The 25,345-nt window shown below is 47.6% G+C and carries 23 protein-coding genes and 1 pseudogene; 14 read left to right on the top strand and 10 right to left on the bottom strand.

Translation table 11 applies throughout. The features are described 5' to 3' along the window. Positions 1-206: 206 nt before the first annotated feature. Genes greA through H3M12_RS01955 form a run of 3 tightly spaced genes read left to right on the top strand, consistent with a single transcriptional unit; the run spans position 207 to position 3,010 of the window. Positions 207-701: a transcription elongation factor GreA gene (gene greA, locus H3M12_RS01945; protein WP_182150839.1), complete on the top strand. Its 495-nt coding sequence runs from the start codon at positions 207-209 to the stop codon at positions 699-701. Between the two features lie 28 nt (positions 702-729). After that, positions 730-1,707 carry a ferrochelatase gene (gene hemH / locus H3M12_RS01950; RefSeq protein WP_182150840.1) on the top strand — a complete coding sequence of 326 codons (978 nt, stop codon included), beginning with the start codon at positions 730-732 and terminating at the stop codon, positions 1,705-1,707. After that, positions 1,670-3,010: an Nramp family divalent metal transporter gene (locus H3M12_RS01955; RefSeq protein ID WP_182150841.1), complete on the top strand. Its 1,341-nt coding sequence runs from the start codon at positions 1,670-1,672 to the stop codon at positions 3,008-3,010. The genes hemH and H3M12_RS01955 overlap by 38 nt, the downstream gene beginning before the upstream one ends. Before the next feature lie 111 nt (positions 3,011-3,121). Here the strand turns inward: H3M12_RS01955 and H3M12_RS01960 are convergent, their stop codons facing one another. The 5 genes from H3M12_RS01960 to H3M12_RS01980 form a co-directional block, all read right to left on the bottom strand. Further along, positions 3,122-3,694 carry a hypothetical protein gene (locus H3M12_RS01960; RefSeq protein WP_182150842.1) on the bottom strand — a complete coding sequence of 191 codons (573 nt, stop codon included), beginning with the start codon at positions 3,692-3,694 and terminating at the stop codon, positions 3,122-3,124. Between the two features lie 41 nt (positions 3,695-3,735). Then, positions 3,736-4,290, bottom strand: a complete 555-nt coding sequence (locus H3M12_RS01965; RefSeq protein ID WP_129033390.1) for a hypothetical protein — start codon at positions 4,288-4,290, stop codon at positions 3,736-3,738. 202 nt (positions 4,291-4,492) lie between these two features. Continuing rightward, complete coding sequence (locus H3M12_RS01970) at positions 4,493-5,467, bottom strand: zinc-binding dehydrogenase (RefSeq protein WP_129033391.1); 975 nt, start codon at positions 5,465-5,467, stop codon at positions 4,493-4,495. 125 nt (positions 5,468-5,592) lie between these two features. Next, the gene (locus tag H3M12_RS01975; RefSeq protein ID WP_182150843.1) at positions 5,593-6,366 is read right to left on the bottom strand and encodes a (S)-acetoin forming diacetyl reductase; all 774 of its coding nucleotides are present in this window, start codon (positions 6,364-6,366) and stop codon (positions 5,593-5,595) included. Between the two features lie 1,020 nt (positions 6,367-7,386). Then, positions 7,387-7,569 carry a helix-turn-helix domain-containing protein gene (locus H3M12_RS01980; protein WP_182150844.1) on the bottom strand — a complete coding sequence of 61 codons (183 nt, stop codon included), beginning with the start codon at positions 7,567-7,569 and terminating at the stop codon, positions 7,387-7,389. A gap of 348 nt (positions 7,570-7,917) precedes the next feature. Between H3M12_RS01980 and H3M12_RS01985 the strand changes: the two genes are divergently transcribed. The 3 genes from H3M12_RS01985 to istB all read left to right on the top strand — a co-directional run bounded on the left by H3M12_RS01985 (position 7,918) and on the right by istB (position 11,288). After that, complete coding sequence (locus H3M12_RS01985; protein WP_129033298.1) at positions 7,918-9,042, top strand: MFS transporter; 1,125 nt, start codon at positions 7,918-7,920, stop codon at positions 9,040-9,042. Positions 9,043-9,320: 278 nt separating this feature from the next. Then, complete coding sequence (istA, locus tag H3M12_RS01990) at positions 9,321-10,541, top strand: IS21 family transposase (RefSeq protein ID WP_042749622.1); 1,221 nt, start codon at positions 9,321-9,323, stop codon at positions 10,539-10,541. 9 nt (positions 10,542-10,550) lie between these two features. Next, positions 10,551-11,288: an IS21-like element helper ATPase IstB gene (gene istB / locus H3M12_RS01995; protein WP_031263932.1), complete on the top strand. Its 738-nt coding sequence runs from the start codon at positions 10,551-10,553 to the stop codon at positions 11,286-11,288. A 363-nt stretch (positions 11,289-11,651) separates the two neighbouring features. On the opposite strand, the pseudogene H3M12_RS02000 reads toward istB, so the two are convergent. The 3 genes and pseudogenes from H3M12_RS02000 to H3M12_RS02010 all read right to left on the bottom strand — a co-directional run bounded on the left by H3M12_RS02000 (position 11,652) and on the right by H3M12_RS02010 (position 16,625). Continuing rightward, positions 11,652-12,424: pseudogene (locus H3M12_RS02000) on the bottom strand ((S)-acetoin forming diacetyl reductase). Positions 12,425-13,063: 639 nt separating this feature from the next. Beyond that, entirely contained in the window at positions 13,064-13,438 is a 375-nt protein-coding gene (locus H3M12_RS02005; protein ID WP_129033299.1) for a hypothetical protein, read from the bottom strand. Positions 13,439-14,237: 799 nt separating this feature from the next. Then, the gene (locus H3M12_RS02010) at positions 14,238-16,625 is read right to left on the bottom strand and encodes a phosphoketolase family protein (protein ID WP_182150845.1); all 2,388 of its coding nucleotides are present in this window, start codon (positions 16,623-16,625) and stop codon (positions 14,238-14,240) included. Between the two features lie 422 nt (positions 16,626-17,047). Here H3M12_RS02010 and H3M12_RS02015 point away from each other — a divergent pair, with 422 nt between their 5' ends. Continuing rightward, positions 17,048-17,266, top strand: a complete 219-nt coding sequence (locus H3M12_RS02015) for a helix-turn-helix transcriptional regulator (protein ID WP_129033301.1) — start codon at positions 17,048-17,050, stop codon at positions 17,264-17,266. Then, entirely contained in the window at positions 17,256-17,654 is a 399-nt protein-coding gene (locus H3M12_RS02020; RefSeq protein WP_129033302.1) for a hypothetical protein, read from the top strand. Before H3M12_RS02015 ends, H3M12_RS02020 begins: the two co-directional genes overlap by 11 nt. 495 nt (positions 17,655-18,149) lie before the next feature. Here the strand turns inward: H3M12_RS02020 and H3M12_RS02025 are convergent, their stop codons facing one another. Then, a complete protein-coding gene (locus H3M12_RS02025; protein WP_182150846.1) occupies positions 18,150-18,875 on the bottom strand; it encodes a GntR family transcriptional regulator in 726 nt (241 codons plus the stop codon). A 154-nt stretch (positions 18,876-19,029) separates the two neighbouring features. On the opposite strand from H3M12_RS02025, the gene ybaK reads away from it, so the two are divergent. From ybaK to H3M12_RS02055, 6 genes are all read left to right on the top strand, one after another. Beyond that, positions 19,030-19,533, top strand: coding sequence for a Cys-tRNA(Pro) deacylase (ybaK, locus tag H3M12_RS02030; protein WP_129033304.1), 504 nt, complete (start codon positions 19,030-19,032; stop codon positions 19,531-19,533). 6 nt (positions 19,534-19,539) lie between these two features. Continuing rightward, the gene (locus H3M12_RS02035) at positions 19,540-20,346 is read left to right on the top strand and encodes a hypothetical protein (RefSeq protein WP_129033305.1); all 807 of its coding nucleotides are present in this window, start codon (positions 19,540-19,542) and stop codon (positions 20,344-20,346) included. A 19-nt stretch (positions 20,347-20,365) separates the two neighbouring features. Next, positions 20,366-21,130: an NrtR DNA-binding winged helix domain-containing protein gene (locus H3M12_RS02040; protein ID WP_404820040.1), complete on the top strand. Its 765-nt coding sequence runs from the start codon at positions 20,366-20,368 to the stop codon at positions 21,128-21,130. Positions 21,131-21,236: 106 nt separating this feature from the next. Further along, complete coding sequence (locus H3M12_RS02045) at positions 21,237-22,439, top strand: MFS transporter (RefSeq protein WP_182150847.1); 1,203 nt, start codon at positions 21,237-21,239, stop codon at positions 22,437-22,439. Continuing rightward, positions 22,411-23,244, top strand: coding sequence for a carboxylating nicotinate-nucleotide diphosphorylase (gene nadC, locus H3M12_RS02050; protein WP_129033308.1), 834 nt, complete (start codon positions 22,411-22,413; stop codon positions 23,242-23,244). Before H3M12_RS02045 ends, nadC begins: the two co-directional genes overlap by 29 nt. Positions 23,245-23,604: 360 nt before the next feature. Next, complete coding sequence (locus H3M12_RS02055) at positions 23,605-23,778, top strand: hypothetical protein (RefSeq protein WP_170955016.1); 174 nt, start codon at positions 23,605-23,607, stop codon at positions 23,776-23,778. Between the two features lie 171 nt (positions 23,779-23,949). On the opposite strand, the gene H3M12_RS02060 is transcribed toward H3M12_RS02055, so the two are convergent. After that, the gene (locus H3M12_RS02060; RefSeq protein ID WP_182150848.1) at positions 23,950-25,209 is read right to left on the bottom strand and encodes a hypothetical protein; all 1,260 of its coding nucleotides are present in this window, start codon (positions 25,207-25,209) and stop codon (positions 23,950-23,952) included. Positions 25,210-25,345 lie beyond the last annotated feature (136 nt).

The raw sequence follows: 25,345 nt of genomic DNA on the forward strand, positions 1-25,345 counted from the left end.
TAAAGTGTAAATTCTTAAGGCAATTTAATTGAGAGCAATCAAGTTGTTTGCAGTTGAGCAACTGGCCACCGGTTCACGCAATCTCCCATTTCTTATCCCCAAATTATGCGGTAAACTTAACCTAATCACTGCTAAGTGTTACGCCAAAAAGTAACCGTTTTCAGCATTAGCAGTGGGTAATTCATTCTACAAATGAGGTGTTAGGCATGGCTAACGACCAGAACTTTAACCCCATCACGGCGGCTGGGTACCGCCAAATCGAACAGGAAATCGCCGCCTTGGAGGCGGACCGTCCCCACAAAATCGCCAGCCTGGCGGAAGCGCGATCCCACGGCGACCTCTCCGAAAATGCGGAGTACAGTGCCGCTAAGCGCGACCTCCGCCACCTGGAGAGTCGCTTACGTTTTCTAAATAAAGAGCGGCAATACGCCCGTATCGTCACTCCCAGTGCGACAGATACGGTCGAAATCGGCAAGTGGGTGACCCTCGAGTTTCTTGATGATCACAGCACAGCCACCTATCAAATCGTGGGGGCGCCCGAAGCGGATCTGGCCGCCGGCAAGGCCACCCAAGTCTCACCCCTGGGCCGTGCGGTAATGGACCATCAGGCTGGCGATATCGTCACGGTGGTCGCTCCCGCGGCGAGTTATCAGGTTAAACTCTTGCGGGTGGCTTTGACCGCCCCGGACACCCCTAACTAATGGGTTCTTTGAGGAAGGAAATGCGTTTATGAAGACAGGTTTACTTTTGGTCAACTTGGGGTCCCCGGCGTCCCCCGAAACACCGGCAGTCAAGACCTACTTACGGGAGTTTCTCAGCGATCAAAACGTGATTGAGATGCCCAGATGGTTCTGGCAACCCCTGTTGCGCGGCGTGATCTTGCCCCTACGCTCGTGGCGGTCGGCCACCTTTTATCAGCATTCTTGGACCACCAGTGGCTCGCCGCTAGTGGCCTACACCCAATTGATGGCTAAACGCGTCCAGGACCGGCTTCCGGACTGGGACGTGCGCTACTATGGCCAACCGCGCATCACCCAGACACTGCAGGAGATGACCCAAGCCGGGTGTGACCATACCGTGGTTTTGCCCTTATTCCCACAATTCACCCAGAGTACGCACCAGACCATCATCGACCGGGCTAAAGCCGCTCTGGTGCCCATCACCATTATCAAGCACTTTTATCAGGAATCGACCTACCAGCAACTCCTGGCTGAAAAAATCAGCGCGGCGTGGGCGGCGGGCGATTACGACGCTTTGGTTTTCAGCTACCACGGCATTCCCCAGGCGATGGTCAACCATGGCGACCCCTACCAGGAACAGTGCAACGCCACGACCGCGGGCGTGATGTCCCGGACGCCCGAGATTCCCCACGACAAGATCACGATGGCCTACCAATCGAAGTTCGGTCCGGCCCCGTGGCTCAAGCCCTATTTTAAAAACGAACTAATGCAACTGGTCGAACTGGGTAAGCGGCGGGTCTTAGTGGTCACCCCGTCGTTCGTGTCGGACTGTTTGGAGACCATCGAAGAAGATAACGTCCAAAACTATCAGACCTTCAAAGCCAGTGGCGGCGACGTCTTTCAACTGGTCCCGCCAATGAACGCCGCCCCGGCCTTCTGTCAATTCTTAGCAGACCTGGCCGTCAAGGCGGATAAAGGAGGTCTTGGCGATGCCACAGAACTCGCAAACGCCCAACCAACGACCTAGCCTCGATGAGATCAATCAAAGCGTCCTGGTCCCGAGCGTCTACGAGACCAGTTTCTTCCAGAAATTCTTAGCGTATAGTGGGCCCGGGGCCCTGGTCGCCGTGGGGTACATGGATCCCGGCAACTGGCTGACGTCCTTGGCCGGGGGCAGTCAGTTTCGGTACACCTTACTGGCGGTTCTGTGGTTGTCCATCGTGGTCGCCATGTTCATGCAAACGCTGGCCATCAAGCTGGGCGTCGTCGCCCAACAAGATTTGGCGCAAGCCGTTGCCAGTCGCATCCCCGTGGGTGGGCGGATCACTCTGTGGCTGTTAAACGAACTGGCGATGATGGCCACTGATATGACTGGGGTCATCGGGACCGCCATTGCGTTAAAGCTATTGTTTGGCTTACCACTACTTTACGGCATCTTACTGACCATCTTCGACGTCTTGGTAGTCCTGTTGTTCTTGCGCTTCGGAATTCGTCGCGTCGAGGCCATCGTCGTGTTGGCCATCTTAACGGTCGGCATCATCTTTGGCCTCGAAGTCTTTCGCGCTCACCCTGCCGTGGGCGCCATTGCCCGCGGGCTCATCCCCACGTCACACCTATTGACCAACCATACCGAACTGGTCTTGAGCCTAGGTATTATGGGGGCGACCATCATGCCCCACAACATTTACCTGCATTCGTCGTTGGCACAGAGTCGCCGCTACGACCACAACGACCCCAAACAGGTCAACGAAGCCCTGCGGTTTGCGCGTTGGGACTCCAACGTCCACCTGATTGCAGCCCTCATCATTAACGCCCTCCTTTTGATTCTCGGAGGCACGCTTTTCTGGCACACCACCCAGAACCTCGCCAGCTTACAGGCCGTCTTCTACGAACTGCAAAATCCCGCGACCGTGGGTAAGCTGGCCAGTCCCATCATGGGCTGGTTGTTCGCCTTTGCCCTGCTGATCACTGGGCTGATCTCGTCGATCACCAGCACGTTATCGGGGCAAATCGTGATGGAAGGCTTCCTGCATATCCGGCTTCCGCTCTGGGAACGGCGCCTGTTGACCCGGGCGGTCACCCTGGTGCCGATTCTCATCATTGGTTTTCTGGTCGGTTTCAGCGACGCGGCGTTTGAAGAACTCATCGTCTACGCCCAAATCGCCCTCAGCATCGCGTTGCCCTTGACGCTCTTTCCGTTAGTCCGCTTGACCAGCGATCACGCCTTGATGGGCGCCCACGTCAACTCCCGGCTCACCCAGTGGGTCGGCTACACCTTGGCAGGCATTATCACCGCGCTTAACCTAGAACTCATTGTGTCGTTATTCTAACCAAAAAAGACTAGTCATCTGCAATTTTCAGATGACTAGTCTTTTTATTTGGTGGACTTTAAGTATCCACCGTCGTTGACTGACTGCCAGGACTAATTAGAACTGAATTCCTTAGTCCGGATAGTCTTCGTTCGCCCCCGTGGGGTTGAAGTACTTGGCTTGCGCCTTGGTCTTGTAGTAGTGCAACAGGTGGAAGCCACCCGTATCCGCTAACCACACGTTCTTAGAATACAACGACTGCACCTTTTGACCGTGGTAGTATTTGGGCACGATCTTGTAAGATTCCGTGCCAAACGTTCCGTAAGCCGAATCTTTCGGTGAATAATAGGTCCAGCCGATATCGACCAAGTAGCCCTTGCTCATGAACATGCAGGTACTGCCATCATTCCCTTTGTAGGCTTTCTTGAGACTGCGCGATTTGAGGACACTCGACCCCGTCGTCACCTTATTCTTCTTGGTGTAATTGCGGTAAGCCGTTTTATTGGCCGAAATCGTGAACCGGTTATAGTGGCCTTTCTTCCCGTACTTCACATAGTAATACCAGGTGCACTGAAACTTTTGCGGGACCGTCGCCAGGCTCTTCGCGGCTTTGGCTTGTGCGGGTTCCGTTGGCCCCATCACGACCATGGCGCCGCCTAACGTCACGGCGGCCAGTAAGGTCCCTAGAATTTTGACTAATTTCATCATCGATTTCCTCCTAAACTAATTTTTACTGGTCGTGACCTTTAGTTATGTAAGGCACCGGCTGGGTTAAAGTGTTTGGCTTGCGCTTTTGTTTGATAATAGTGGTCCGTGTGGTTGTTATAACTCGTGCTGACCACGGTCAAGACCTTCACTTTCTTGCCGTTATAGGTCTTATGAGTCACCTTGTAGCGGATTGGATCTTGAAATTGGTCCACGTTGACCCACTGATGGATCGTCGTGACTTTCTTCTTGGTGTACGCGTAGCACCAACTTTGCGCTTTCTTAGAATATTTCGGTGACTTCTTGGCCTTCAAAACGTGCAAGGATTGTGTGAACGTCTGGAGCTTATCGGACGTCCCGGTTGGGTCCAGGGCGTTATGAGCAACGAACTTCTTCGCTGAAATCTTGATTCGCTTATAGTAGAACCCATTATGTTCCCCGTACCGGTACCAATTCCCCCGCATTGCCTTCGGGAACGTCTTGATACTGTTGACCTTTGCCTTGGCCTGAGCCGAAGTATCCGGCGTCGCGACGGCCAACGACACACCTAACGTGGTCATAGCTAGCACAGCCCCCGCAATGTTGCCTAATTTCATGACATTTTCCTCCTATCAATAATCACTTGCCACGTTACCGAAGGATTAATCAATCCGGTTAACGTTAATTAATACAACCCGATTAGTATACAAACTTCGCCCGTCATAATTTGTCATTATGGTAAATTAAATTCAAAAAAATTTAGCCGTTGGTCGGTGATTGCCGACCAACGGCTAAAACTCGCGCTATTTGGATAGTTAATTAAGCGTCAAAACGAGCGACCACTTTCCCCACGACTTGGTCGGCTGCTAAATCCTGGAGCCCGGCCACGATGTCACGGCGGTCCAAAACCTGGGTAATCAGCGGTGACACCTGTCCGCCAGCTTCCAGGGCCAACAAGTCGTGCGCCATTTGCCCCAGGTCAGCCACTTGCGCGGCGTTCCCGCTACGGTGTGCCCCGCCCAGGTCCAGATTGCTGACGGTCAGGGCTTGGCTAGCCGGCACCTGAGTCGGTGTGTCCAGCACGCAGACCAGTTGGCCGTTGTAGGCTAACCGGGGCAAGTCGGCGTCCGGATGGCCAATCGTATTCACGACCAAATCCACGCCCTGACCCTGCGTCAAGTCGTGAATACGTTGGGTGACGTTTTCCGTACGGTAGTCGATGAGGGTGTCCGGGTATAATTGCCGCACAAAGTCCTGTTTGGCGGCGGAAACCGTGGTGAATACCCGTTTACCGGCCACCTTAGCCAGTTGGATGGCCATACTGCCGACGCCGCCCGCGCCCGCGTGAATCAACACGGTGTGGACGTTATTCAAGTTGGCCTTGCGAAAGATTGCCTGGTAGGCCGTCAACCCGGCGCACAAACTCCCCGCGGCTTGCGTGAAACTTACGGTATCGGGAATTACCGTGACCGCACTGGCCGTGGCCACCACGGCCTCCGCAAAACTGCCATCAACGGCTAAGTTACCGTGACCGCAGACCCGTTGGCCGACCGCAAATCCCTGGACGTTAGGCCCCACGGCGCGCACGACGCCGGCCACGTCCAGGCCCACCGTGTGCGGATACTGCCACGCGTCAACGCCAGATTCGATCACCTTGTAATCGACCGGGTTCAAGCCGACCGCACGGGTCTGAATCAGGATTTCGCCAGCTTGGGGCGTGGGAACGGGCCGTTCGATCCATTTCAATTGCGTTAATTGCTGGTCACCAGCTTGGGGGACTACGAGTGCTTGCATTTCTAAACCGCTTCCTTTACCGTTTCTTTCAGTTTAGCATAGGATTCCCCAGCCGTAGCACACCAAAAAGTCCCCCACCTGCCAAAGCTGGCAATGTGGAGGACCTTAAAAAATTAACGTTAGGTTTATTGGAACTGCATCCCGCCATCGACGATCAGCGTTTGACCGGTGACGTAGTTAGAATCTTCGCCCGCTAAGAAGGCCACGGAATTGGCCACGTCTTCAGGTTCGGATAACCGTTTCATGGCAATACCGTCGGAGAAGGTGGACATGCCCCATTCATCGCTCTTGCCGGCATTCTTGCCAACTTCGTGGGCGATGTCGTACATCATTGGGGTCTTGACGATGCCGGGAGCAAAGGCGTTGACCGTGATGCCCTCTTCGGCCAGGTCTTGCGCCGTGGTCTGGGTAATCCCCCGAATGGCAAACTTAGTCCCACTGTACAGGGACAAGTTCGGGTTCCCCACGACCCCAGCTTGGGAGGTCGCGTTGATGATCTTTCCCCCATGGCCGAATTGCTTGAAGGCCTGGTGGGCAGCTTGGGTGCCCCAGAGGACCCCGCCGACGTTGACGGAGTAGACCCATTGGAAGTCTTCCGGTGTGATGGTGTCGATGGGCGTGGTCGGCCCTAAGCCGGCGTTGTTGACGATGACGTTGAAGTCCCCCAATTGGTCGCTAGTCGTTTGCACCGCGGCAAACACCTCGTCCCGGTTGGCCACGTCAGCCTTAACAGCAATCGCTTGACCCCCGTTTTGGTTGATGTCGTCGGCGACCGCTTGGACCTTGTCCAAATGGCGACCAACTAAGGACACGGCAAACCCATCATTCGCCAACCGCTTGGCGATGGCTTCCCCGATTCCTTGACCTGCTCCGGTAACTAGTGCAACTTTTTTCGACATGCTGAGCCCTCCATAGTTTTTTGTGAATTCGATAACTTAATGAATATCGAAAGTATACGGGTCATCGCTCTAAAATGCAACCCCATTTTGAACATTTCTTTTCAGTCTTAATCTTTATGAAATGTTATGGTAGCTGGTTTTATAAGTTACTTTTTATTGTGAGTATCTGGCATGACCAATACGCTTACTAAAATTTATTGACAGTCGGAAACGGTTCCATTGTGAACAAATCAACTTTATAATCCGCTTCCATAATTCGATAGAGTTCAGGACCAGCTTGATCAACCAACGCCCCTGCCCCTAGGTCATGACCGCCGTCTTTGAAAAAACTTCACGAAAAAATGATTCTATGATATCTGTGGCGAATTTTAGAACCGAGTTAGCCACTAGTCAAAAATGGATATCACTGAATGGAATTAATGGCCAGCAGTTGCGGCATAAAAGCGTTCATCTAGTGTTTGCAGCCAAAGATTGTTCAAGCGGTTCTACGTCTTGGCAACCTGGGCAGAACTAATGATATCCAAGGATACCCCTTTAGGTAAGTCGCATCAAACCCATCCGATTATGGGCCTCGTAGTTCCCCGTTCGCTAGACGTGTATGGCCGAGATGCCATATCGACCACGGCCAATGTAGTGAACTTGAGGCCATCGTCAGTCGTGATTGATTTGATGATGTGACCAGACTGCTGTTTGATTTTCTGCTACGGCGTCCTCTTCTCAACTGTCAATGAAACGAAGGATAGACATCTGAGCCGGACACTCGACAAACGTCAAAACAACACATTCACATCCATTACGCTTATCCCCATAGTATTTCCCCTCTGGTGTTTATCACAGCCGGACACTCATCAATACTATGGACGATATTACAGCTATCTAACCGTTGATTGTCAATGGAGATATACAAAGTCATCGTTGGAACCATCTCGTCCGGTGTAAACTCGCCGGCTAAGACGGGGCCAACTAGCTGGACCACTAGTCATTTCTGAAGTGCTGGGCAAAGCATGCTAGAAAGGCCTATTAGCATCGTGCGAACTCAGACACATACTGAATTGAAAATTGATGCTTACCGTTGAACTTCTTCATCTGGCGGACTTGGCCACGTTTCAACTCATTATTGATGGTCTGGTGACAAACGCCTAGTTGCCAAGAAATCGCCTGGTTGGAAGGCCCTACATTGTGTAGTGCGAAGATTTTCCCCACGTTCGAATGCAGTTAAGTGATGGTCCTTGGACCGTGATATGGTAAGCTGTTCTTGCACCAAGATAAAAGACCTCTTTCATTGTTTGTTGTAGGAACTCCAATGATACTGGACTTTTCTGTCTTGGTGTATTTTATTTTGTTAAAGTGGCTAACTTGAGTCTAAAACTCGCCAAGTACATTTGCTAAATGAATTTATAATTAAAAAAATAAAATAAAATCTGGTAGACTCACGTATAAGTAATATTATTGCCGTAATCAAGTATAGGTAGAAAATGTGAGTAGATGAATAAAATGAGAGCGTACTTTGGCGTAATACAAAAATATTAATCATTATTTTTGTATATAACAATGTTCTATCTTGCTATGGGAATATCAAAATATTCGCAGACATTATATTTTCAGCAAAATGGAAAATTAATAAATTTTTCTTTGTCTTATTCAGTGATGGCTATTACAGGGTCATTGTCATTCCTTCTCTCAAATAAAATGATAGGAATTGAGCTAAGAAGGGTTGCGAGAATTTTAGGAATTCTGTATGCAACTGGTATGGCTCTTCGAGTATTCTATCAGAATAGTTTTATTGCGATTATTTCAGGGGGAGTAGCTGGAATTGGTGCATCTATATTGCTATTAGTGATACGTAAGTGGATATATGCAGAAGCTGATGAAAATCCATCAGACAAGCAAGTCCTAATTTCATCACGGTATACTTTAATGCAAATTACTTCCTTAATTGCAACGTTGATTGCTGGTTTGATTCTTTTTATATTCTCAGCCCGCAATGAAGTTTATGTCACGATTCTAATCGTTTCAGCACTGGCAATCCTTTTTTTACCTACTACATCAATACCCGAAAATAAGAGCATCCAATTAGAGCAAAAAGAAAGCATCATTGCATTACCAAAGAATAAGCGCATCGGGATTGGTTTTCTTCTAACGGTCATTTTAATGGGAATCACAACATCTATTGTTGATCCGATTGCACCGGCAGTTCTAAGATCAGTGGGCTATAGTGTCGGTTCTACAAGTGTAGTTGTAACAATTCTAGGATTAGTATCTATGTTGTCTGTCTTTATATTTCAAATCCCACTCTTTAATAAAAAGCCGGACTCGTACTTCTTATTAACTGAACTAATCGCTGGTATCATAATTATTCTTTGCGGATTAGAAAATTCAAATCCACATCTGTGGATACTAGTAGCTTTCTTTGTGATGTCAATTGAGGGTACTGGTTTCTTCATTCTTAAAGAACTAGTCGAATATGATATGTTACCCAAGGAAGAAATTACTCTTTATTTAAGCTTAGCTCAATCGGGATTTTTGATTGGGAACGCAATCGGGGCACCTTTAGGCACACTACTTTTTCAGACAATGAATGGTCAATATCTACTCGTAATTTATGGCTTAATGGCCATTGTATGTGGTATTCTTTATAAAATATTGGCAACTAGTTTCACAAAGCATCGTATTTAGTGCCCTGTATTGTCGCTATGTATGAATTGGAAGTGAAGTGACCCCTTTGAATTGGAGTAAAACTAAATTTAGGGGGATTTTACTATTTTCTTGTCACCCTGATTTATTATTTTGAAATGCCATTTTAACTTACCAATGTTTTTTCAAGATCAGAATCGTAATTCTGGTTATATGTGTGCATGGCGGTTATAAAATGTAGGAAAATGACGGCGTAAAAATGTCGGTTTTCCTACATTTTTTGATATTATGAATCACATTGACTTTAGGAGGTTTTCAATGTGAGACATGATGTCCGCGAAGGAGTGAAACAGTACGTGAATAATGATATCAAGCCTAATTTTACGGCTCTTGGAAGACAGTTTGGGGTAGATTATCGTACAGCTAAGAGAGCATATGAGGAGGCCCAAGGGAGTATGACCCTGCCCTTGATCAAACATAAACGGCCTAGCTTACTGGATGGCTATAGAAGCATTATCGAGGAAAAACTAGAGCTACATTGTTCTGCCAAGGCCATTTACAAATTCATTCAGAAACGGGGCTTTCAGGGAAAGTACACTATCGTTCGAGAATACTGTGCCAGTATTCGTAAGGAACGAACTCATAAAGCAACTATTCGTGTTGAACATACGCCGGGCCTATCGGCCCAAGTCGATTGGAAAGAAGAAATGACTTTATACGACAGGAATGGGCAGCCGCACCGTTTCAACATTTTTCTTTACGTCTTACCCTTTTCTAAATTGAAATATGTCACTTTGGTCTTTGAACGCAGTCAAGATACGTTGTTTCAATGCTTAAATGACGCGTTTGAGGCAACTGGTGGTGTTCCTTCCGAAATTTGGTTTGACAACATGAAGCAAGTTGTTGATCATACCAAATCAAGCTTTGGCAAAGCGATATTTAACGAGCGTTTTCGCCAATTTAGCCACGATGCTGGCTATAATCCAATTGCTTGTCGAGTATTTCGTCCACAGACTAAGGGTGTCGTCGAAGCATTAGCAAGAACAATGGAGCGACTTCGCCCGTACAATTATGAGTTTGAAGACGGTGTAGAACTCATTGGTCTGGTCAATGATCTCTGTGAAGATTTAAATTATGAGGTTTCGCAAGCCACCAACCAGGTTCCAATGGATAAGTGGCAGAACGAAGAAAAAGAGTACCTACATGAACAGCCAGCCAACCTGTTAAATCCATTCTTTGAGGAAGATATTACCCGTATCGTCTCTAAAGAATCGATGGTTAACTTTCGTAAATGTAAGTACTCCGTTGATCCACGCTACATTGGTCGCACAGTCGATATCGAGCTGACCGATAATGAGCAGCGTATCCAAATTTATTATAACGGAGAAATGATCCGTTCGCACAATATAACGACCAATCAATTTAATTACGATAAGCAAGACCGTGTCCGCATATTGGGGTCCGACCTCTTAAAGGGACAAAGTGAGCAGGATATACAGGCATACATCGCAGAGCATCTTAGCGAATATGACCAGGTTTAGGTGATGATAATGACTAGTAAATTTCAGGAGCTACTAACTAACTTAGAGTCCCTAGGACTCACCAAAATGGTTGCGTATCTACCAGAATATGTTGACCAAATTAATCAACAACAACTATCGTTTACTGAGGCAATGCTTACACTGACGAGCACTGAGCTTGAATGGAATCAAGAACAATCGATAGAACGAATCGTAAAGCGGGCACACTTTCCGCAGAAAAAGACACTAAAGGGATTTGATTTTAACTTTCAACCCAGCATTAACCAGCAGGAAGTAGTTGGGTTTCAAGATTTGGCGTTTTTAGAAAAGAACGAGAACTTGATTTTTATTGGTAGTCCAGGGGTCGGTAAGACCCATTTAGCCATTAGTATTGGAATTGAAGCCTGTCGCCAAGGAAAAAGAACGCTCTTCATCAACTGTCATGAGCTTCTCCTTAGGTTGCGAACAGCTAACGAGAAGGGCACCTTAGAGCGCTGCATTAACCGTTATGCTCGTTATGACCTTTTGGTCATTGATGAGATTGGTTACCTACCCATTGATCACGATGAAGCTAACCTATTCTTCCAGCTTATCAACGCACGATATGAGCGTCATTCGACCATTATTACTAGTAATAGTGATTTATCTGGCTGGGTAGAAATCTTTCAAAATCCGACCGTAACGGCGGCGATTCTTGACCGCCTAGTTCATCATGTCCATGTCGTCAAGATTACCGGAAAGTCTTATCGACTAAAAGGCGTCGGTTGACCGCCCAAAACCTACATTTTTAAACCGCCATAAACCTGCATTTTATCACCGCCCTTGACATTATATGATATTTGAAGCTGAGATATTACTAGTCCCAATGTAAAAGAATAGGCTCTATGATACTTAGTGTTGATGGACAAAATCTATCAACTTCACCTGACGAGGAATCGAAAAAAGCACTAAGATTAGCTCTGTAAAACCGAAACGGTTTTACAGAGCTAATCTTAGTATGTTTGAGACTATTTTTAATGAAATTAGAAACCGAACCAAGGGACTTAAAGCTAAAAGGATCGAACTTGCGAAGAACTTGACGCACCCATAGAATTTAGTGTTTTGTCCCAAAATCTTAACTTAACCTGATTTTTATTGGAACTGCATCCCACCATCTACGATAATCGTCTGACCGGTGATGTAGTCGGAATCCTTCCCCGCTAAGAACGCCACGGTATTGGCTACGTCTTCTGGTTCGGACAACCGCTTCAACGCGATGCCATCGGAAAAGGTCGCCATCCCCCATTCGTCACTCTTGCCAGCGTTTTGGCCGACCTGGTGGGCAATGTCGAACATCATCGGGGTCTTCACGATACCCGGTGCATAGGCGTTAGCTGTGATGCCCTCCGCCGCTAAATCCCGCGCGGTGGTCTGGGTGATGCCCCGAACCGCAAACTTCGTCCCACTGTACAGGGCCAAATTCGGGTTCCCCACGACTCCGGCCTGTGACGTGGCGTTGATGATTTTCCCCCGTGACCGAACTGCTTGAAAGCTTGGTGCGCCGCCTGGGTGCCCCACAGGACACTGCCGACGTTGACGGCGTAGACCTTCTGAAAATCTTCGGGTGTAATTGTATCAATCGGCGTGGTTGGCCCTAAGCCAGCATTGTTGACGATCACGTTGAAGTCCCCGAGTTGTTCGCCGGCCGTCTTGACCGCCGCAAAAACCTCATCACGGTCGGCCACGTTCGCTTTGATGGCCACGGCCTGACCTCCGTTTTGGTTAATCTCGTTGGCCGCTTTTTCAGCACTGTCTAGCTTCAAATCCGCTAACGCAACTGCAAATCCATCAGCGGCTAAGCGCGTGGCAATCGCTTTGCCAATCCCCTGACCGGCACCGGTCACGAGGGCAACTTTTTTCGACATATAAATCCCTCCAATATGGTGATAACCCTACTCTAAATCCAACACCCCGAGTATACGAACCTCACGGGTAAAAGACAATCAAACACCACTTTCTTTTGTCCGATTAACTTGGCGTTTAGCTGATGCCGGGAAACCTTTCTTCAATCGAAAGGCTAAGCTGACTATTAAATACGTTTGCCGTCACCGACAAGCTAACTAACGCGATTCGACAGTGAATTGCTCCCCATCAATACTGATCGATAAAGAACCATTTAAAATCAGAATAAAGAAAAGGAACCCAATTCAAAAGTGAATTGAGTTCTGCTAAAACGCCTCATCAACACCGGTTGATAAAGAGCCCACAAATTTTTGCTCGCTGAGACTTAAGGTATAAATGACAGTTGCAAAGCTATTTTATTAGCTTCCAACCTTCATATAAGCAGAATAAAATAACAATACAGTAGTCGTACCAATTAAAAATGGATCCTGATTTAACTAGTGTGAGAGCTACCATGAACAATAGAAATGCACCACCCAAAATTAAGGGTAGATAGATTAAGTTGTGTGCTATTAACCATTGTTGAGAAGGAATAATTATAGGTAATGCTAAACATAATATAATAATTACTATTGTGCTAGTACTCATTCAAATCCTCCTTTTTAAAGATAGATGAAAACAATCGTCCTAGCAGTCCAATATGCCGCCGTCTTGTTGAAATGTAAATATTTAATTAGTCCATTACGAATTCCTGTTTCAGATTTACCTTCAAAGTCTGTTAAGTAATTAACGAAAGATTTTAGTGGTTTAGAAGCAATACTACGTCCAGTATATTTGGCTACATACAACGCAATTTTTTTAACAACAGTTAATTTGATTCCAAGTAAGCGATCAGAGTTATCATTGGAAATTTTACTTTTTAGAATTTCTAATTGTTCACTCTTGCTAAAATTACCATCGGCAACAAGTTGATTGAACTCCTGTTTCTTTTCAGCAGTTAGTTGAGAAACTGTCTCAATGCTAGTAGACTCCAGCACCTAGCTGTTGTTCTAACTTTGATTGATCAGTCTTACGTTTTTTCGAAGCTCAGCCATAGCAGTTTGAACAACATCATCGTCAATGCTTACAGTTGTTTCGTCGCCATCAACCGTGATTTAAAACTATGTTAGTTATTTTATAGACAACATAAAGCGTACTTAATAAACAGATTGTGTTAGTGACTATCCATAGTGCACTCTCTATTATAGAAAGGTTTCCTGGCATTTGAAGAAACCATACCACTCCGATAATACCACTTAACACTTCGTCACGAATATGTAGCTTTTTTTAATATCGTCGGCCATTGCCGCTTTAAGATTCTTTAGTTTTGAAAAGTCACTTATCGCGATAATATTAACAATCATAAATATTAGGAAGAGGATCGCTTTAACCAGAAGGCTTGCAGCCAAAAAAATTGTTGATCCTAGAGACAATAATAGACTAACTAAAAATATACAAATGCTTTTTATTGGTCTGACCATGCCTTATAGTTTTCACCTTTGAACTGGCATTAATTCGCCGACGTCCACAGATTATTACGAATTTAATTTGTCGTCAAGGCTAGCAACGGAATGACCCCCGTCACCCTAAAAATATAGACGCAGGAAGCCTCTTAAATGACCCAATAGAAGACCCGCAAAAGAATCCAATTCGAAAGTAAATCGGATTCTCATATTAGTCTTCATCAATACCGATTGACAAAAACAAAAAAGACGCGTTGTCCGGAACTCTTGTGAGTCCTAGACGACGCGTCTTCATTTTAATTATGGGTTAACACCCAAGTCAGTCGTAAACGACTTACTTGAGGGGCTTCCATTGCCAGTCGTTAACTTCTGGCAAGTCAGTCCCGACCTCACGAATGTAGGCCGTGTGCTTAGCCACCATGTCGTCCATCCGTTGTGCGAAGTAAGCGCCCTTAACGGCGTATTCTGGGATGTCGTTGACAGCTTCCTTGGCCAAGTGGAACCGGTCAAGGTGGTTCAGAACCCGCATGTCAAATGGCGTGGTGATATCACCGTTTTCACGGTAACCATGAACGTGTAAGTTGTGGTTGTGACGGTCGAAGAACAGACCTTTGATCATGTCTTCGAAGCCGTGCCATGCAAAGATGACTGGCTTGTCCGTCGTAAACAGACGGTCGAATTCTTCGTCAGAGATCGCCCGTGAATCCAACTTCGGTGACCGGAGTTTCAAGATGTCCACGACGTTGATGAAGCGAATCTTCATTTCTGGGAATTCGTCATGCAACAAGGAAATCGCAGCTAAGGATTCCCAAGTTGGTTCCGTGCCGGCAGCGGCAAAGACAACGTCAGGTTCTTGACCTTGGTCGGTCGAAGCCCAGTCGATGTAGCCTAACCCGTTGTTGACCAGGTTCGTGGCTTCGTCGATGGAGAACCATTGTGGACGGGGGTGCTTGGAGGTCACAATCAAGTTGATCTTGCTGCGACTCTGGAAGGCCACGTTCCCAACGGCTAACAAGGTGTTGGCGTCGGCTGGCAGGTATTCACGAATCAATTCAGGCTTCTTTTCGGCCAAGTGGGTCAACATCCCCGGATCTTGGTGGGTGTATCCGTTGTGGTCTTGTTGGAACACAGTGGAGGTATCCACGAAGTTCAAGGATGGGTAATCATGACGCCAGGATTGTTCGCCGGCCTTACGTAACCACTTCATGTGTTGGGTCAACATGGAGTCGACGACCCGACCGAAGGATTCGTAAGTGGCAAAGAACCCGTGACGACCAGTCAGAACGTAACCTTCTAACCAGCCTTCAGCTTGGTGTTCGGAAAGTTGAGAATCGATGATCCGGCCTTCATGGGCCATATTTTCATCGTTCGGTTCGTGGATGTTTTCCATCCATTGACGCTTCCCGTAATCCAGGGCGGCGTAGAGCCGGTTGGACTTGGTTTCGTCAGGACCAAAGCCCCGGAAGTTATTCGGGTTCAACTTCATGACGTCGGCCAAGTACTTGGACCAAACTAACATATCTTGTGCGATGGTCTTGCCACGCTTCGTGGTGTCGACCGCGTACTTCTTGTAGTCTGGGAGCTTCAATGGTTCTGGCTTGATCCCACCATTGGTGATTGGGTTCATGGCCATCCGTTGGTCACCCTTCGGTGCCATGTCGCGAACTTCTTGCTTGACGGAACCGTCTTCGTTGAAGAGTTCCTCAGGCTTGTAAGACTTCAACCAGTCGACTAACATGTCGGCGTGTTCCATGTCGCCAGCAGCAACCGGAATCGGCACTTGGTGCGCCCGGAAGGACCCTTCGATTGGGTTGCCGTCCAGGTCATGCTTAGGACCAGTCCAGCCCTTTGGGGAACGGAAGATGATCATTGGCCAGTTTGGCAAGGAATCATCGTTGTTGTCCCGAGCGTTCTTTTGAATAGCTTTGATTTTTTCGATAGCGGTGTCCATCGTCTTCGCCATGTCTTCCGTGACCCGCATGTAGTCGGTGTCATCGGCGTCGATTTCAACGAAGTGTGGTTCCCAGCCCATCCCGGTGAAGTATTCGGTCAATTCTTTGTCGCTCATGCGTGAAAGAATCGTTGGGTTGGAAATCTTGAACCCGTTCATGTTGATGATAGGCAAAACAGCCCCATCCTTGATTGGGTTAATGAACTTGTCAGAGAACCATGAAGCGGCCAAAGGACCAGTTTCAGATTCCCCGTCACCAATTTCAACCGCGGCAATGACGTCGGGGTTGTCCAAGATGGCACCCGTCCCGTGGGACAAGCTGTAACCAAGTTCCCCACCTTCATGGATGGAACCTGGGGTTTCAGGGGCAGCATGGGAAGCCACGCCACCTGGGAAGGAGAATTGCTTGAATAAGCGCTTCATACCTTCTTCATCTTGGGAGATATTTGGATAAATTTCACTATAGCTACCATCAAGATATGAGTTAGAAACCATCACTTGGCCACCATGACCTGAACCTTCAATATAGAACATGTTCAGATCATACTTGTTAATGACCCGGTTTAAGTGAGCATAGATAAAGTTCTGAGAAACGATCGTTCCCCAGTGCCCAATTGGCTTAATTTTGACATCGTCAGAAGTTAAGTCGCGCTTTAACAGCGGATTGTCACGTAAGAACAATTGCCCGACAGAGAGGTAATTGGCTGCGCGCCAGTACTTGTCAACGCCTTCCAAGTAAGACTTGGAGTCGAAGTTTGCATTTGCTGCCATGTAATTAACACTCCTTCTTTGAAATCGTAACTGCATCATCTAGTTGATAGAAAATGGCGTAAAATTTATCTCGTAGTGGATACCGGGATGCTTTTTACAATCCCTATAATACAGCGTTTGGCGAAAAAGTCAACCTTTTTATAAATTGATACGGTCCAATTTAACGAAATGTAGGCCCACATTTTCGCCCTCCCTTCAAAATTTTCCCAAGGTCCCCAGCGTTGACGCTTACCGCATGAAAATTTGAGTTAAGAAATAGACCGATCACAAAATTAGTCCTTTTTTGGTTGCCTAAAATATTGTGCATCCCCCTTGTCCTCCAAGTCCTCCTAGTGGGGACTTAAATTCTATTTGACAAGCCCCCTAATTTTCTAATAGCATGAAGCCAGCTTCACGTTATTAGAAATAGGGGGCTTATCCGTGTGAATAATTTAGTAGCACACTACAGAAAAAAGAATGGTCTTACCCAACTTCAAGTTGCAAATATGGTCAATGTAACTTCGCGGACCATAATCTCAATTGAAAAGGGTACATACAAGCCCTCTCTAATTTTAGCTTACAAATTAGCAAAAGTATTTGATACTGATGTTGAAACAATGTTTAAACTCGAAGAATACCTTGGAGGACTTCATGAAAAATAAATTTATTATTACGGTACTGAGCCTTATGGCTATCTTTTTCCTTTCCCTAACTATTAAGGATTACTTGGCTTCTCAATCAGTCATTAAGGATGCTTTAACTACAATTATTCTCGCAATATTAGCCATTCTAAGCTTTAAAGATATGCCTACCAATCCCAATACAAAATTTAGCGATGAACGAGACGAACATGTAAGTTACTTATCTGACCATAAAACAGTTGTTTTTTTAGAATGGCTGTCACTTAGCCTATTCGTACTCCTTATCTTGATTTATCAATTAATAAATTCAAATCTTATGATCGGTGTTCTAGCAATAATGTGTTTATTATATTGGGCAGTAATCAACGTATTAAGGATTATCATTTACTTATTTTTAATTAAAGATTAATATTATAATTAATCAAGAATGAAAGAATCAAAGGACTTGTTAGGAATCGGAGATCTAATCAATATTCCATTGAGGAAAATTGATGTGATTGATAGTGATCCCACGTCAAAACCATATTAGAAACGAAAGAAAGCCTAAGCTATTAAAGGTGCATCCCCTTTTGTTTGAGGGATGCACCCTTTAACGTGCTGTTTTTGGGGCGACACTCGCCCCCTTTACCAGCTATTTTAAGATGTAATTGTAGTTTAGCTTTAGTTTTCAAAAATTATAGACGGTTATTTTTTATGAGTAAGAATGTTAAATTACTGGCGTTAAGAATTTTACGAAACAGTTAAGTGCTAATTTAACGACTACGCTATTGTCAGCTGTTAAAGCTAATAATTGTCTGTAAAGGTTATCAGCTTGATGTTTACCAGTTGTTAACCAATTAAAAAAGCCTGGCATCTGCCCGGCTTGTCTCCCTACCGACCTGCTCATAATCTTGGTCGGTGGTCCCTACTCTTCATCTAGGGACACAAAGGTGTTATAGTTCAAATATTGGTAGTGTAGCCGCATATTCGAGACTTCGAACGGTGTCCCGTCATCCAGGAAGAAGATTCCTTCCATAATGCCCACTGGTTCGACCGGCTTCAATTGTAGCAACTCCTGATCATCGGCCGTGGACGGTGCCGCTTGAATCGACATGAATGATTTGGTGACGACCTTGCCTTGGCTTTCCAAATAGTTGAAAATCGAACTCGACACGGTCTGTTGCGACAAATTCGGCGCAATCTTGATGGGAATGTACCCCGTTTCGATCATGAACGGTTGGTCGTTGAATAACCGTAGTCGTTTGATTTCGTACACAAAATCGCCGGGTGACAAGAAAAGATCCTGTTGAATTTCTTCGCTGGCGGGAACCACGTTAAACCCCAATAATCGGATGCCGGGCGTGTTGCCCGCGGACTTCATACTATCCGTAATCCCTAAATTTGACCCTTCATATTGAAAAATCGTCTGGTTTTTCATATATAATGGATTAATAAAGGTCCCGGAACCCCGTTTTTTAAAAATAATGCCTTGGTTGGCTAAAATGATCAGCGCGCGTTTGACCGAGCTACGACTGACCCCGTAGGTTTCGCTTAGACTCCGCTCATCGGGCAGCCGCTTATTTTGAAATTCGTGCTGATGGATTCGCTGCTTCAAATCGCGCATGACTTGTCGATAAACTAAATCTGCCATGATATCTCCTCATTACTGGTGAACTAGACGCTTCTTTGGAGTAAAGTATAGCAGGTTTTCGAACGGGTGTCTGCTTTTTCCTTAAAATTGACCGTTCCAGTTGACTTTAAAGTGCGGTCCAATTATAAATAACTGTGAAGAAAGGTGATGCCTGATGGCTAAGAAAAAGAAAGCCAAACGTTTACACAAAACTCTGGTCGAGCAAATCCTCGACAAAAATAAGATTGCTTATAAGCAATACGCCTTCGCCACCCACATGGCGGGCGATACGGCCCAAATGGAGGTTGACCACGCCGCCGTGGACGAACACCACATTTACAAGACTTTGGTCTTAAGTGGTAATGTCACCGGTCCCTTAGTCGGTGTCCTCCCCATCGATGAACACCTCGATGAAAAGAAACTCGCCAAGGCCTCGGGCAACAAAAAAGTCGACATGATCCCCTTGAAGAACCTGGTCAAGACCACCGGGTACGAACACGGGGCCAACACGCCCGTTGGCATCTGGGAAAAGAAGCAGTTCCCCATCTACCTCGACCAAACGGCTCAGCAACAGGGCCAGATCCTGGTCTCTTCCGGACAAATCGGTCGGTCCGTCGAAGTCGACGCCACTGAACTGGCGACGTTGGTTCACGGGACCTTCACCGATTTACTGGAGTAAGGGCGCATGACCATCAACTATATGCTGTTGCTCCAAAACCTCGCTTTGATCGTCTTCTGGCTCCTGGTCGTGCCGGGAGCCTTTATTGCGCTTTTAACTGGCGTTAACCGCAACACCAAACAGTACCTGGCCAACGGCTTTGGCATCAACAGTGAACTCTACCTCGGATTCATTGGCATCTTCTGCCACGAACTCAGTCACTTACTGGTAGCCTTGCTTTTTGGCCACCGCATCACCGGGGTACGGTTGTTGAAACGGCCCCATCCCAACCAGCGGACCCGTAACGGCGACAGCGATTTGGCTTTAGGCTATGTTAACCACACCTGGAACCAAGGCAATTGGTACCAAAGTACGGGAAACCTCTTTATCGGTATCGCCCCGATTTTTGGCTGTAGCCTGGTACTCCTTGGACTTACGGCGTGGCTGTTGCCGGGCTTATTTGCCGGGCTGGTGGCCTTTGCCAGTCACCCCCTGGCCCTGGACTGGTCGGCCTTACGCCACGCCATCACCGACGCAAACGACAGTTGGGGCCACGGCCTCATTGTCTTCATCCTGGCCATGAACATCAGCATCGGCGGCTTTGATTTGAGTGCGGCAGATTTTCGCAATTCTAAAATGGGACTGATTGGCTTCACCATCTTGATTCTGGTAGTGACGGCAATTTGGACCCTGCTGACTGGTGCGGCCGGGTGGCTACGCGGCGTCGCCACGGTCATGGCCTTACTCGCTGTGATTCTGAGTGGTGCACTGCTCATTTCGGGACTAGCCAACCTGCTGGTTCGTCTGTGCCTGCATGTCAAATGGCACCATTAAGTGAAAGGAGGCGGTGGCCTTGGTGAGCCCCACCATTACCATCACAAATTTAATCTGGAGCTTCGATCGCACCACGCACCACGTGAACTTGCTCCTACTCAACCGCGACCATGACCCGTTCAACGGTTTCTGGGCGTTGCCTGAAACCTTGATGCGGCCCGACGAGAGTGCTGATACTGCGGCGTTACGGTTGGTTCGAGAAAAGATTGGTCTGGTCCTAGACGGGCAGCACACCCAACAATTGGCAACGTTCACCCATCCCGACCGGACCCCCACGCATCGGCGGGTCGCCCTGGCTTACATGACCTTCTTACCGAAAATGCCACCGCTAACGCCCGGCTACGGCGCCCAGGACGCCCGCTGGTTTCAGGTGACTGCGACTAAGACTGCCTACCAAGTCCAAAACGGGAATACTCGTTTCACCACGCCCACGACCAACCAAACTGCGACCTATTACGCCGATCTGACGACCCGTCACGCGGCGCCGCCAAGTCAGCTGGCTTTCGACCATGACTGGTTGCTTGCCGTGGCTGCGCGTCGGATTCGTCACGAATTAGCCTTCCACCCGACCGTCTTCCTAACGTTGGGTCCCACCTTCACGTTGAAAGAGGCACGCACGGTAGCAGCCACTTTTTTGCGGCAACCGCTGAGTGCCCTGGACAATTCCAACTTCAAGAAGGCCCACCGTGATCACTTTACCGCCGTAGGGACCACCGCCACGGCCCATGCTGGACGGCCGGCAACTCTGTACCGTTTGAATTCTTCTTGCTTGACAAACGGCTAGAAACCGCTTATATTCAGTAGCAAGTTAAATAAAAGTAATTATTACTTTTATTTTAATATAATAAAAGTAATAATTACTTTTATTGTTTTCTGGGGAGGAAAATTAAATGTTGATCAAGTATCGTTTATTACTCGTGGTGGGGACCGCCTGGCTCTTTGACGCCATGGACGTAGCTATCTTATCGTTTATCATGCCCTTGTTGAAAGCTGAATGGCAACTGACCCCCGTCCAATTAGGGACCGTCGGGGCGGCCACCTCCGTGGGGATGGTGTTCGGGGCGCTGGGCTGTGGCTATTTAGCTGACCGAATTGGGCGCAAGCGCGTTCTAATTTATACCCTAGCGCTCTTTTCATTGGGAAACTTAGCGCTGACGCTCGCGCCTAACGTCACCGTTTTTATTCTGATTCGTTTCATCACTGGGATTGGTCTCGGTGGCGAATTACCCGTTGCGGCCACCCTAGTCGCAGACCAGTACCGCGGTACCCAACGCTCCCGGATGCTGGTTTTGGCGGATAGTTTCTGGGCTATCGGTTGGATTTTGGCTTCTGTGCTGGCCTTCGGGGTCATGCCGGCGATTGGTTGGCGCTGGACCGTGTTGATCACGGCACTGACCGTCCTCTACGCGCTACCACTTCGCCGCCATTTACCCGACCAACCAGTGCAGCCCATGGTCAAGCCATCTTATAAGGTAGTCTGGCAACCCCAACACCGGCAACAAACTTTATTGCTTAGCGCCCTCTGGTTCATCGTAATGCTGACCTACTATGGCATGTTTCTGTGGTTACCTAGTATCCTGGTCCTACGCGGATTTCCCATCGTGCATAGTTTCAGCTACACTCTCTTGATGAGTTTAGCGCAATTACCCGGCTACTTCTTAGCGGCTTACTTGATGGGCAAGCTCCGGCAAAAAAGCGTCTTGCTCATTTATTTATGTGGCACCATCGTTAGTGTCTTGGCCTTTAGTTTAGCCAGCAATAACTTGGCTATCCTGGTCAGTGGGGCTTGGCTATCATTCTTTGACCTGGGCGCCTGGGGAACGTTGATTGCGTTGACGCCTGGCCAATTTGCCCAAGCCGTGCGGGGAACCGGGATGGGCACCGCCCAAGCCATCGGTCGGATTGGAGCTACGATTGGGCCTTACATGGTAGGACTGTTGATCCAGTTGAACTTCTCTATTGCCACGGTTCTCGGTCTCTTCGTCATGTTACTCGTGGTGGGGGCACTGTTACTGGCCGTCGGCATCACCGATACTACGGTTGTCTCTAAGGAGGCTGACCACCATGACGCTAAGTCCGAAACGACTCACTGACGCCCTTAAAGGCTTTTTAGAAGAAGACCTCGCCACCGGTGACCTAAGCACCAGCGCTTTACCACCGCAATTAGTCCACGGAGACTTCGTCGTTAAGCACGCCGGCGTTATTGTTGGTCAATGCTTACCCGATGCCGTGTACCAGTTGTTGGGGCCCAAGTGCCATTACACCCCCACGGTGCCGGACGGGACACTGGTGCCTCAAGGTACCGTCATCGGCCAAGCCTCAGGTCCCGTCGCCGACCTCTTAGCCGGTGAGCGAACGATTCTCAACTTGATGCAGCGGATGAGTGGCATTGCCACAGCGACCCACTTGGCCGTCACGACCTTGAACGACCCTTCGATCGGCATTTTGGATACTCGCAAAACGGCCCCCGGACTCCGCCTGTTCGATAAATACGCGGTCCAGTGCGGTGGTGGAATCAATCACCGCATGGGGCTTTACGATGCGGTGATGCTCAAAGACAATCACTGGCACCTCATCACCGATTTCCCAGCCACGGTTCGCCGATTGCGTCAGCTCTGTGGTCCGACCAAGACCATCGAAGTTGAAGTCGCGACCCGTGACCAACTCCAAGCCGCGATTGCGAGTCAGGTCGACATGATTATGATTGATAATCAGACCCCGGCAACGGCCCGAGCCTGGCGCAAAATTATTCCGACTTCGATTAAAGTTGAGGTTTCCGGTGGGATTACCCCCACCAAGCTCCCGGCCTATGCTGGTAGTGGTATCGACTTTATTTCTTTGGGTTATCTGACCAATAGTGTTCAAGCTCTCGACATCGCTTTTAATTTAACGGATTAGCTACCACACACCTCTAGCGGGCCCAGTTAATAATGGGCCCGCTTTTAACATTTTGTTTAGTTTAACGATCACATTTTAAGCCCCCAGATTTTTCACGATTTCCAAAAATTATTTCCTGTCGGTCGAATCGAAATATGAAAAAGCAAAAAATCGTTTTCATTTAAAAGCAGGGTATAAACTATCACTTATTTCCTACTAATGAATCGATTCCAACAAGTTTTTTTCCAATGTAATCCTTTACATGCCAAATTAATTCTTGACTTAATTTTCTGAAAGAATTACGATGTTCACGTTAACAAATGTTGAAAGTACGAAACCTAAAAAAAGTTAAGCTCATCAGCTGAAAGGATATGTTTATTTATGCGTTTCTTAAAAGTAGTTGCTCTAATCGCCGTTGTTGCTGTTGTCGTTTCTGGGGCTTTTGTCAGCACACAAGCTTTTGCCGCTTCTAATGCGAACCACGGAACAACGTCACATTCCTTCTCATCAGCTTACACAGCGTTGGTGCAGAAGCAAGCACAACCTTTCAAATAACCTCTAATTCTAATTAGACAAAGCCCGGGCCTCATGGCTCGGGCTTTTTGAATTACAATCTACTCAAAGAAAAATCAACTAGTTCATCATAGTACCAAAAATGCCTCGTTCCAATGACTCTATCACTTGGGGCAAAGCACTTTATTAGTTTCTCCCAAAATCTTATATAATTTATTCAATTGACGTGGCCACTGATTGGGCAGTCGCCGTGACCGGGTCAATAAACATTTCTAACCGACTCGCCATGGCACCAGCTAAATCCTGACCAAATTGTACTTCTTGCGGCGTCCCGATCATGTTGAAACCTAACGTGAGCCGGCCCTTGAACGTGCTGCAAGCAATCTGATACATTGGTGCAATACGGAAAGACCCCGTTAACAGGCAGTCCGTAACACTCAGTCCTGCCAGAATCAATCGTTCATCATCAATGATGCCAAAGTTAGTGTAGCCAATAGGCCGCACATGATAATGTGCCTCAACAATCTGCTGGAGATCAGCGATACTTTCGTGTTGGTATTGTTGCATCAACGACCGTACAGAATCCAAGAACTGGTCTTGGGCCTTTAACGCGGCCATTCCTGCGTGCATCTTTTGGACCGTTGTTCGAAGAGAATCGCTTACAGGCGACTCAATAGCCGGGTTATAGCGCGCCGTATGGTTGGCAATTCGCAACGTGGCCTGGTCATTTTCGATGTTTTGTCGCATATCCGTTGGGCAGGCAATCGCAAGCGCTGTCACCTCCGGATCATAAGCCTGCACAGTTTTTCCAAAAAGAGCCAGCAAAACAGCATTGACCGTCACATGTTGGTCGTGAGTAGCTTGAATTAAGCGCTTTATTACCTCGCCATTCAACACCACCCCACCAACGTGGGCCGTTCGTGGAGCCGTTTTGGCAGCCAAACGCGGTAAAGCCAAAGCGTGCGCCGGGTGATCAACGTTGCTCTCCTCTTCAGGCGCTGGGTGGGTTTTAATTAACTCCTGTAGCCAATCAAGCTTGACCGTATTTTGAACACCCGTCACGGCCTCGCTCCCCCGATTGTAACAAGCACACAACAAGTATAAGTACTGTTTAAAGCCGCTCCCATCGGTCAAGATATGGCTCATGGTCAGGACCAGTGTTGTGGTAGCCCCGGGCACAATAAAGACCCGCAGTTGGGGTTGATGGAACCAATCCGGCGCCGCATCCAAGTCAGGAGTCAACCGGTCGACCACCCGCACGATGGTCGATGCATCGTGGACCACAGGTGTCCAGCTGTTATCAACTAAATTATAACGGCAAAACAATTCAGGCACGACCCGTGCCGTTAAGGTGATGGCTCGGCGAAAGCGATCAACGTCCAGTTTCCCGGTTACCTTAAGTTGGCAACGAATAATGGGATATAACTCCTGAAGTCCAATCGTATGTAAAATATTCAACGGATTCTGATTCATCTGAAATTCCTCCTACAACTTCCATTGGGAAGATCAACGGCTTGAAAGCCCGATTTTCCATAGGGTATAGGTCTATAGTGATACAAGAAAGCGCTTTTTTCAATAACTATCTTATCAGTTTTCCATCATCAACGTC

Source organism: Levilactobacillus suantsaii (genome assembly GCF_014069315.1).
In the GTDB taxonomy this organism is placed as follows: domain Bacteria; phylum Bacillota; class Bacilli; order Lactobacillales; family Lactobacillaceae; genus Levilactobacillus; species Levilactobacillus suantsaii.

Excerpts from the sequence above, each read along its gene's own strand:
- greA (WP_182150839.1), top strand. The coding sequence starts at position 207 with ATGGCTAACGACCAGAACTTTAACCCCATCACGGCGGCTGGGTACCGC.
- H3M12_RS01975 (WP_182150843.1), bottom strand. The coding sequence starts at position 6,366 with ATGTCGAAAAAAGTTGCACTAGTTACCGGAGCAGGTCAAGGAATCGGG.
- H3M12_RS02055 (WP_170955016.1), top strand. The coding sequence starts at position 23,605 with ATGCGTTTCTTAAAAGTAGTTGCTCTAATCGCCGTTGTTGCTGTTGTC.
- H3M12_RS01970 (WP_129033391.1), bottom strand. The coding sequence starts at position 5,467 with ATGCAAGCACTCGTAGTCCCCCAAGCTGGTGACCAGCAATTAACGCAA.
- H3M12_RS02045 (WP_182150847.1), top strand. The coding sequence starts at position 21,237 with ATGTTGATCAAGTATCGTTTATTACTCGTGGTGGGGACCGCCTGGCTC.
- istB (WP_031263932.1), top strand. The coding sequence starts at position 10,551 with ATGACTAGTAAATTTCAGGAGCTACTAACTAACTTAGAGTCCCTAGGA.
- H3M12_RS02060 (WP_182150848.1), bottom strand. The coding sequence starts at position 25,209 with ATGAATCAGAATCCGTTGAATATTTTACATACGATTGGACTTCAGGAG.
- H3M12_RS02020 (WP_129033302.1), top strand. The coding sequence starts at position 17,256 with ATGAAAAATAAATTTATTATTACGGTACTGAGCCTTATGGCTATCTTT.
- H3M12_RS02025 (WP_182150846.1), bottom strand. The coding sequence starts at position 18,875 with ATGGCAGATTTAGTTTATCGACAAGTCATGCGCGATTTGAAGCAGCGA.
- ybaK (WP_129033304.1), top strand. The coding sequence starts at position 19,030 with ATGGCTAAGAAAAAGAAAGCCAAACGTTTACACAAAACTCTGGTCGAG.
- hemH (WP_182150840.1), top strand. The coding sequence starts at position 730 with ATGAAGACAGGTTTACTTTTGGTCAACTTGGGGTCCCCGGCGTCCCCC.
- H3M12_RS02010 (WP_182150845.1), bottom strand. The coding sequence starts at position 16,625 with ATGGCAGCAAATGCAAACTTCGACTCCAAGTCTTACTTGGAAGGCGTT.
- H3M12_RS01955 (WP_182150841.1), top strand. The coding sequence starts at position 1,670 with ATGCCACAGAACTCGCAAACGCCCAACCAACGACCTAGCCTCGATGAG.
- nadC (WP_129033308.1), top strand. The coding sequence starts at position 22,411 with ATGACGCTAAGTCCGAAACGACTCACTGACGCCCTTAAAGGCTTTTTA.
- H3M12_RS02035 (WP_129033305.1), top strand. The coding sequence starts at position 19,540 with ATGACCATCAACTATATGCTGTTGCTCCAAAACCTCGCTTTGATCGTC.
- H3M12_RS01960 (WP_182150842.1), bottom strand. The coding sequence starts at position 3,694 with ATGAAATTAGTCAAAATTCTAGGGACCTTACTGGCCGCCGTGACGTTA.
- H3M12_RS01965 (WP_129033390.1), bottom strand. The coding sequence starts at position 4,290 with ATGAAATTAGGCAACATTGCGGGGGCTGTGCTAGCTATGACCACGTTA.
- H3M12_RS01985 (WP_129033298.1), top strand. The coding sequence starts at position 7,918 with ATGTTCTATCTTGCTATGGGAATATCAAAATATTCGCAGACATTATAT.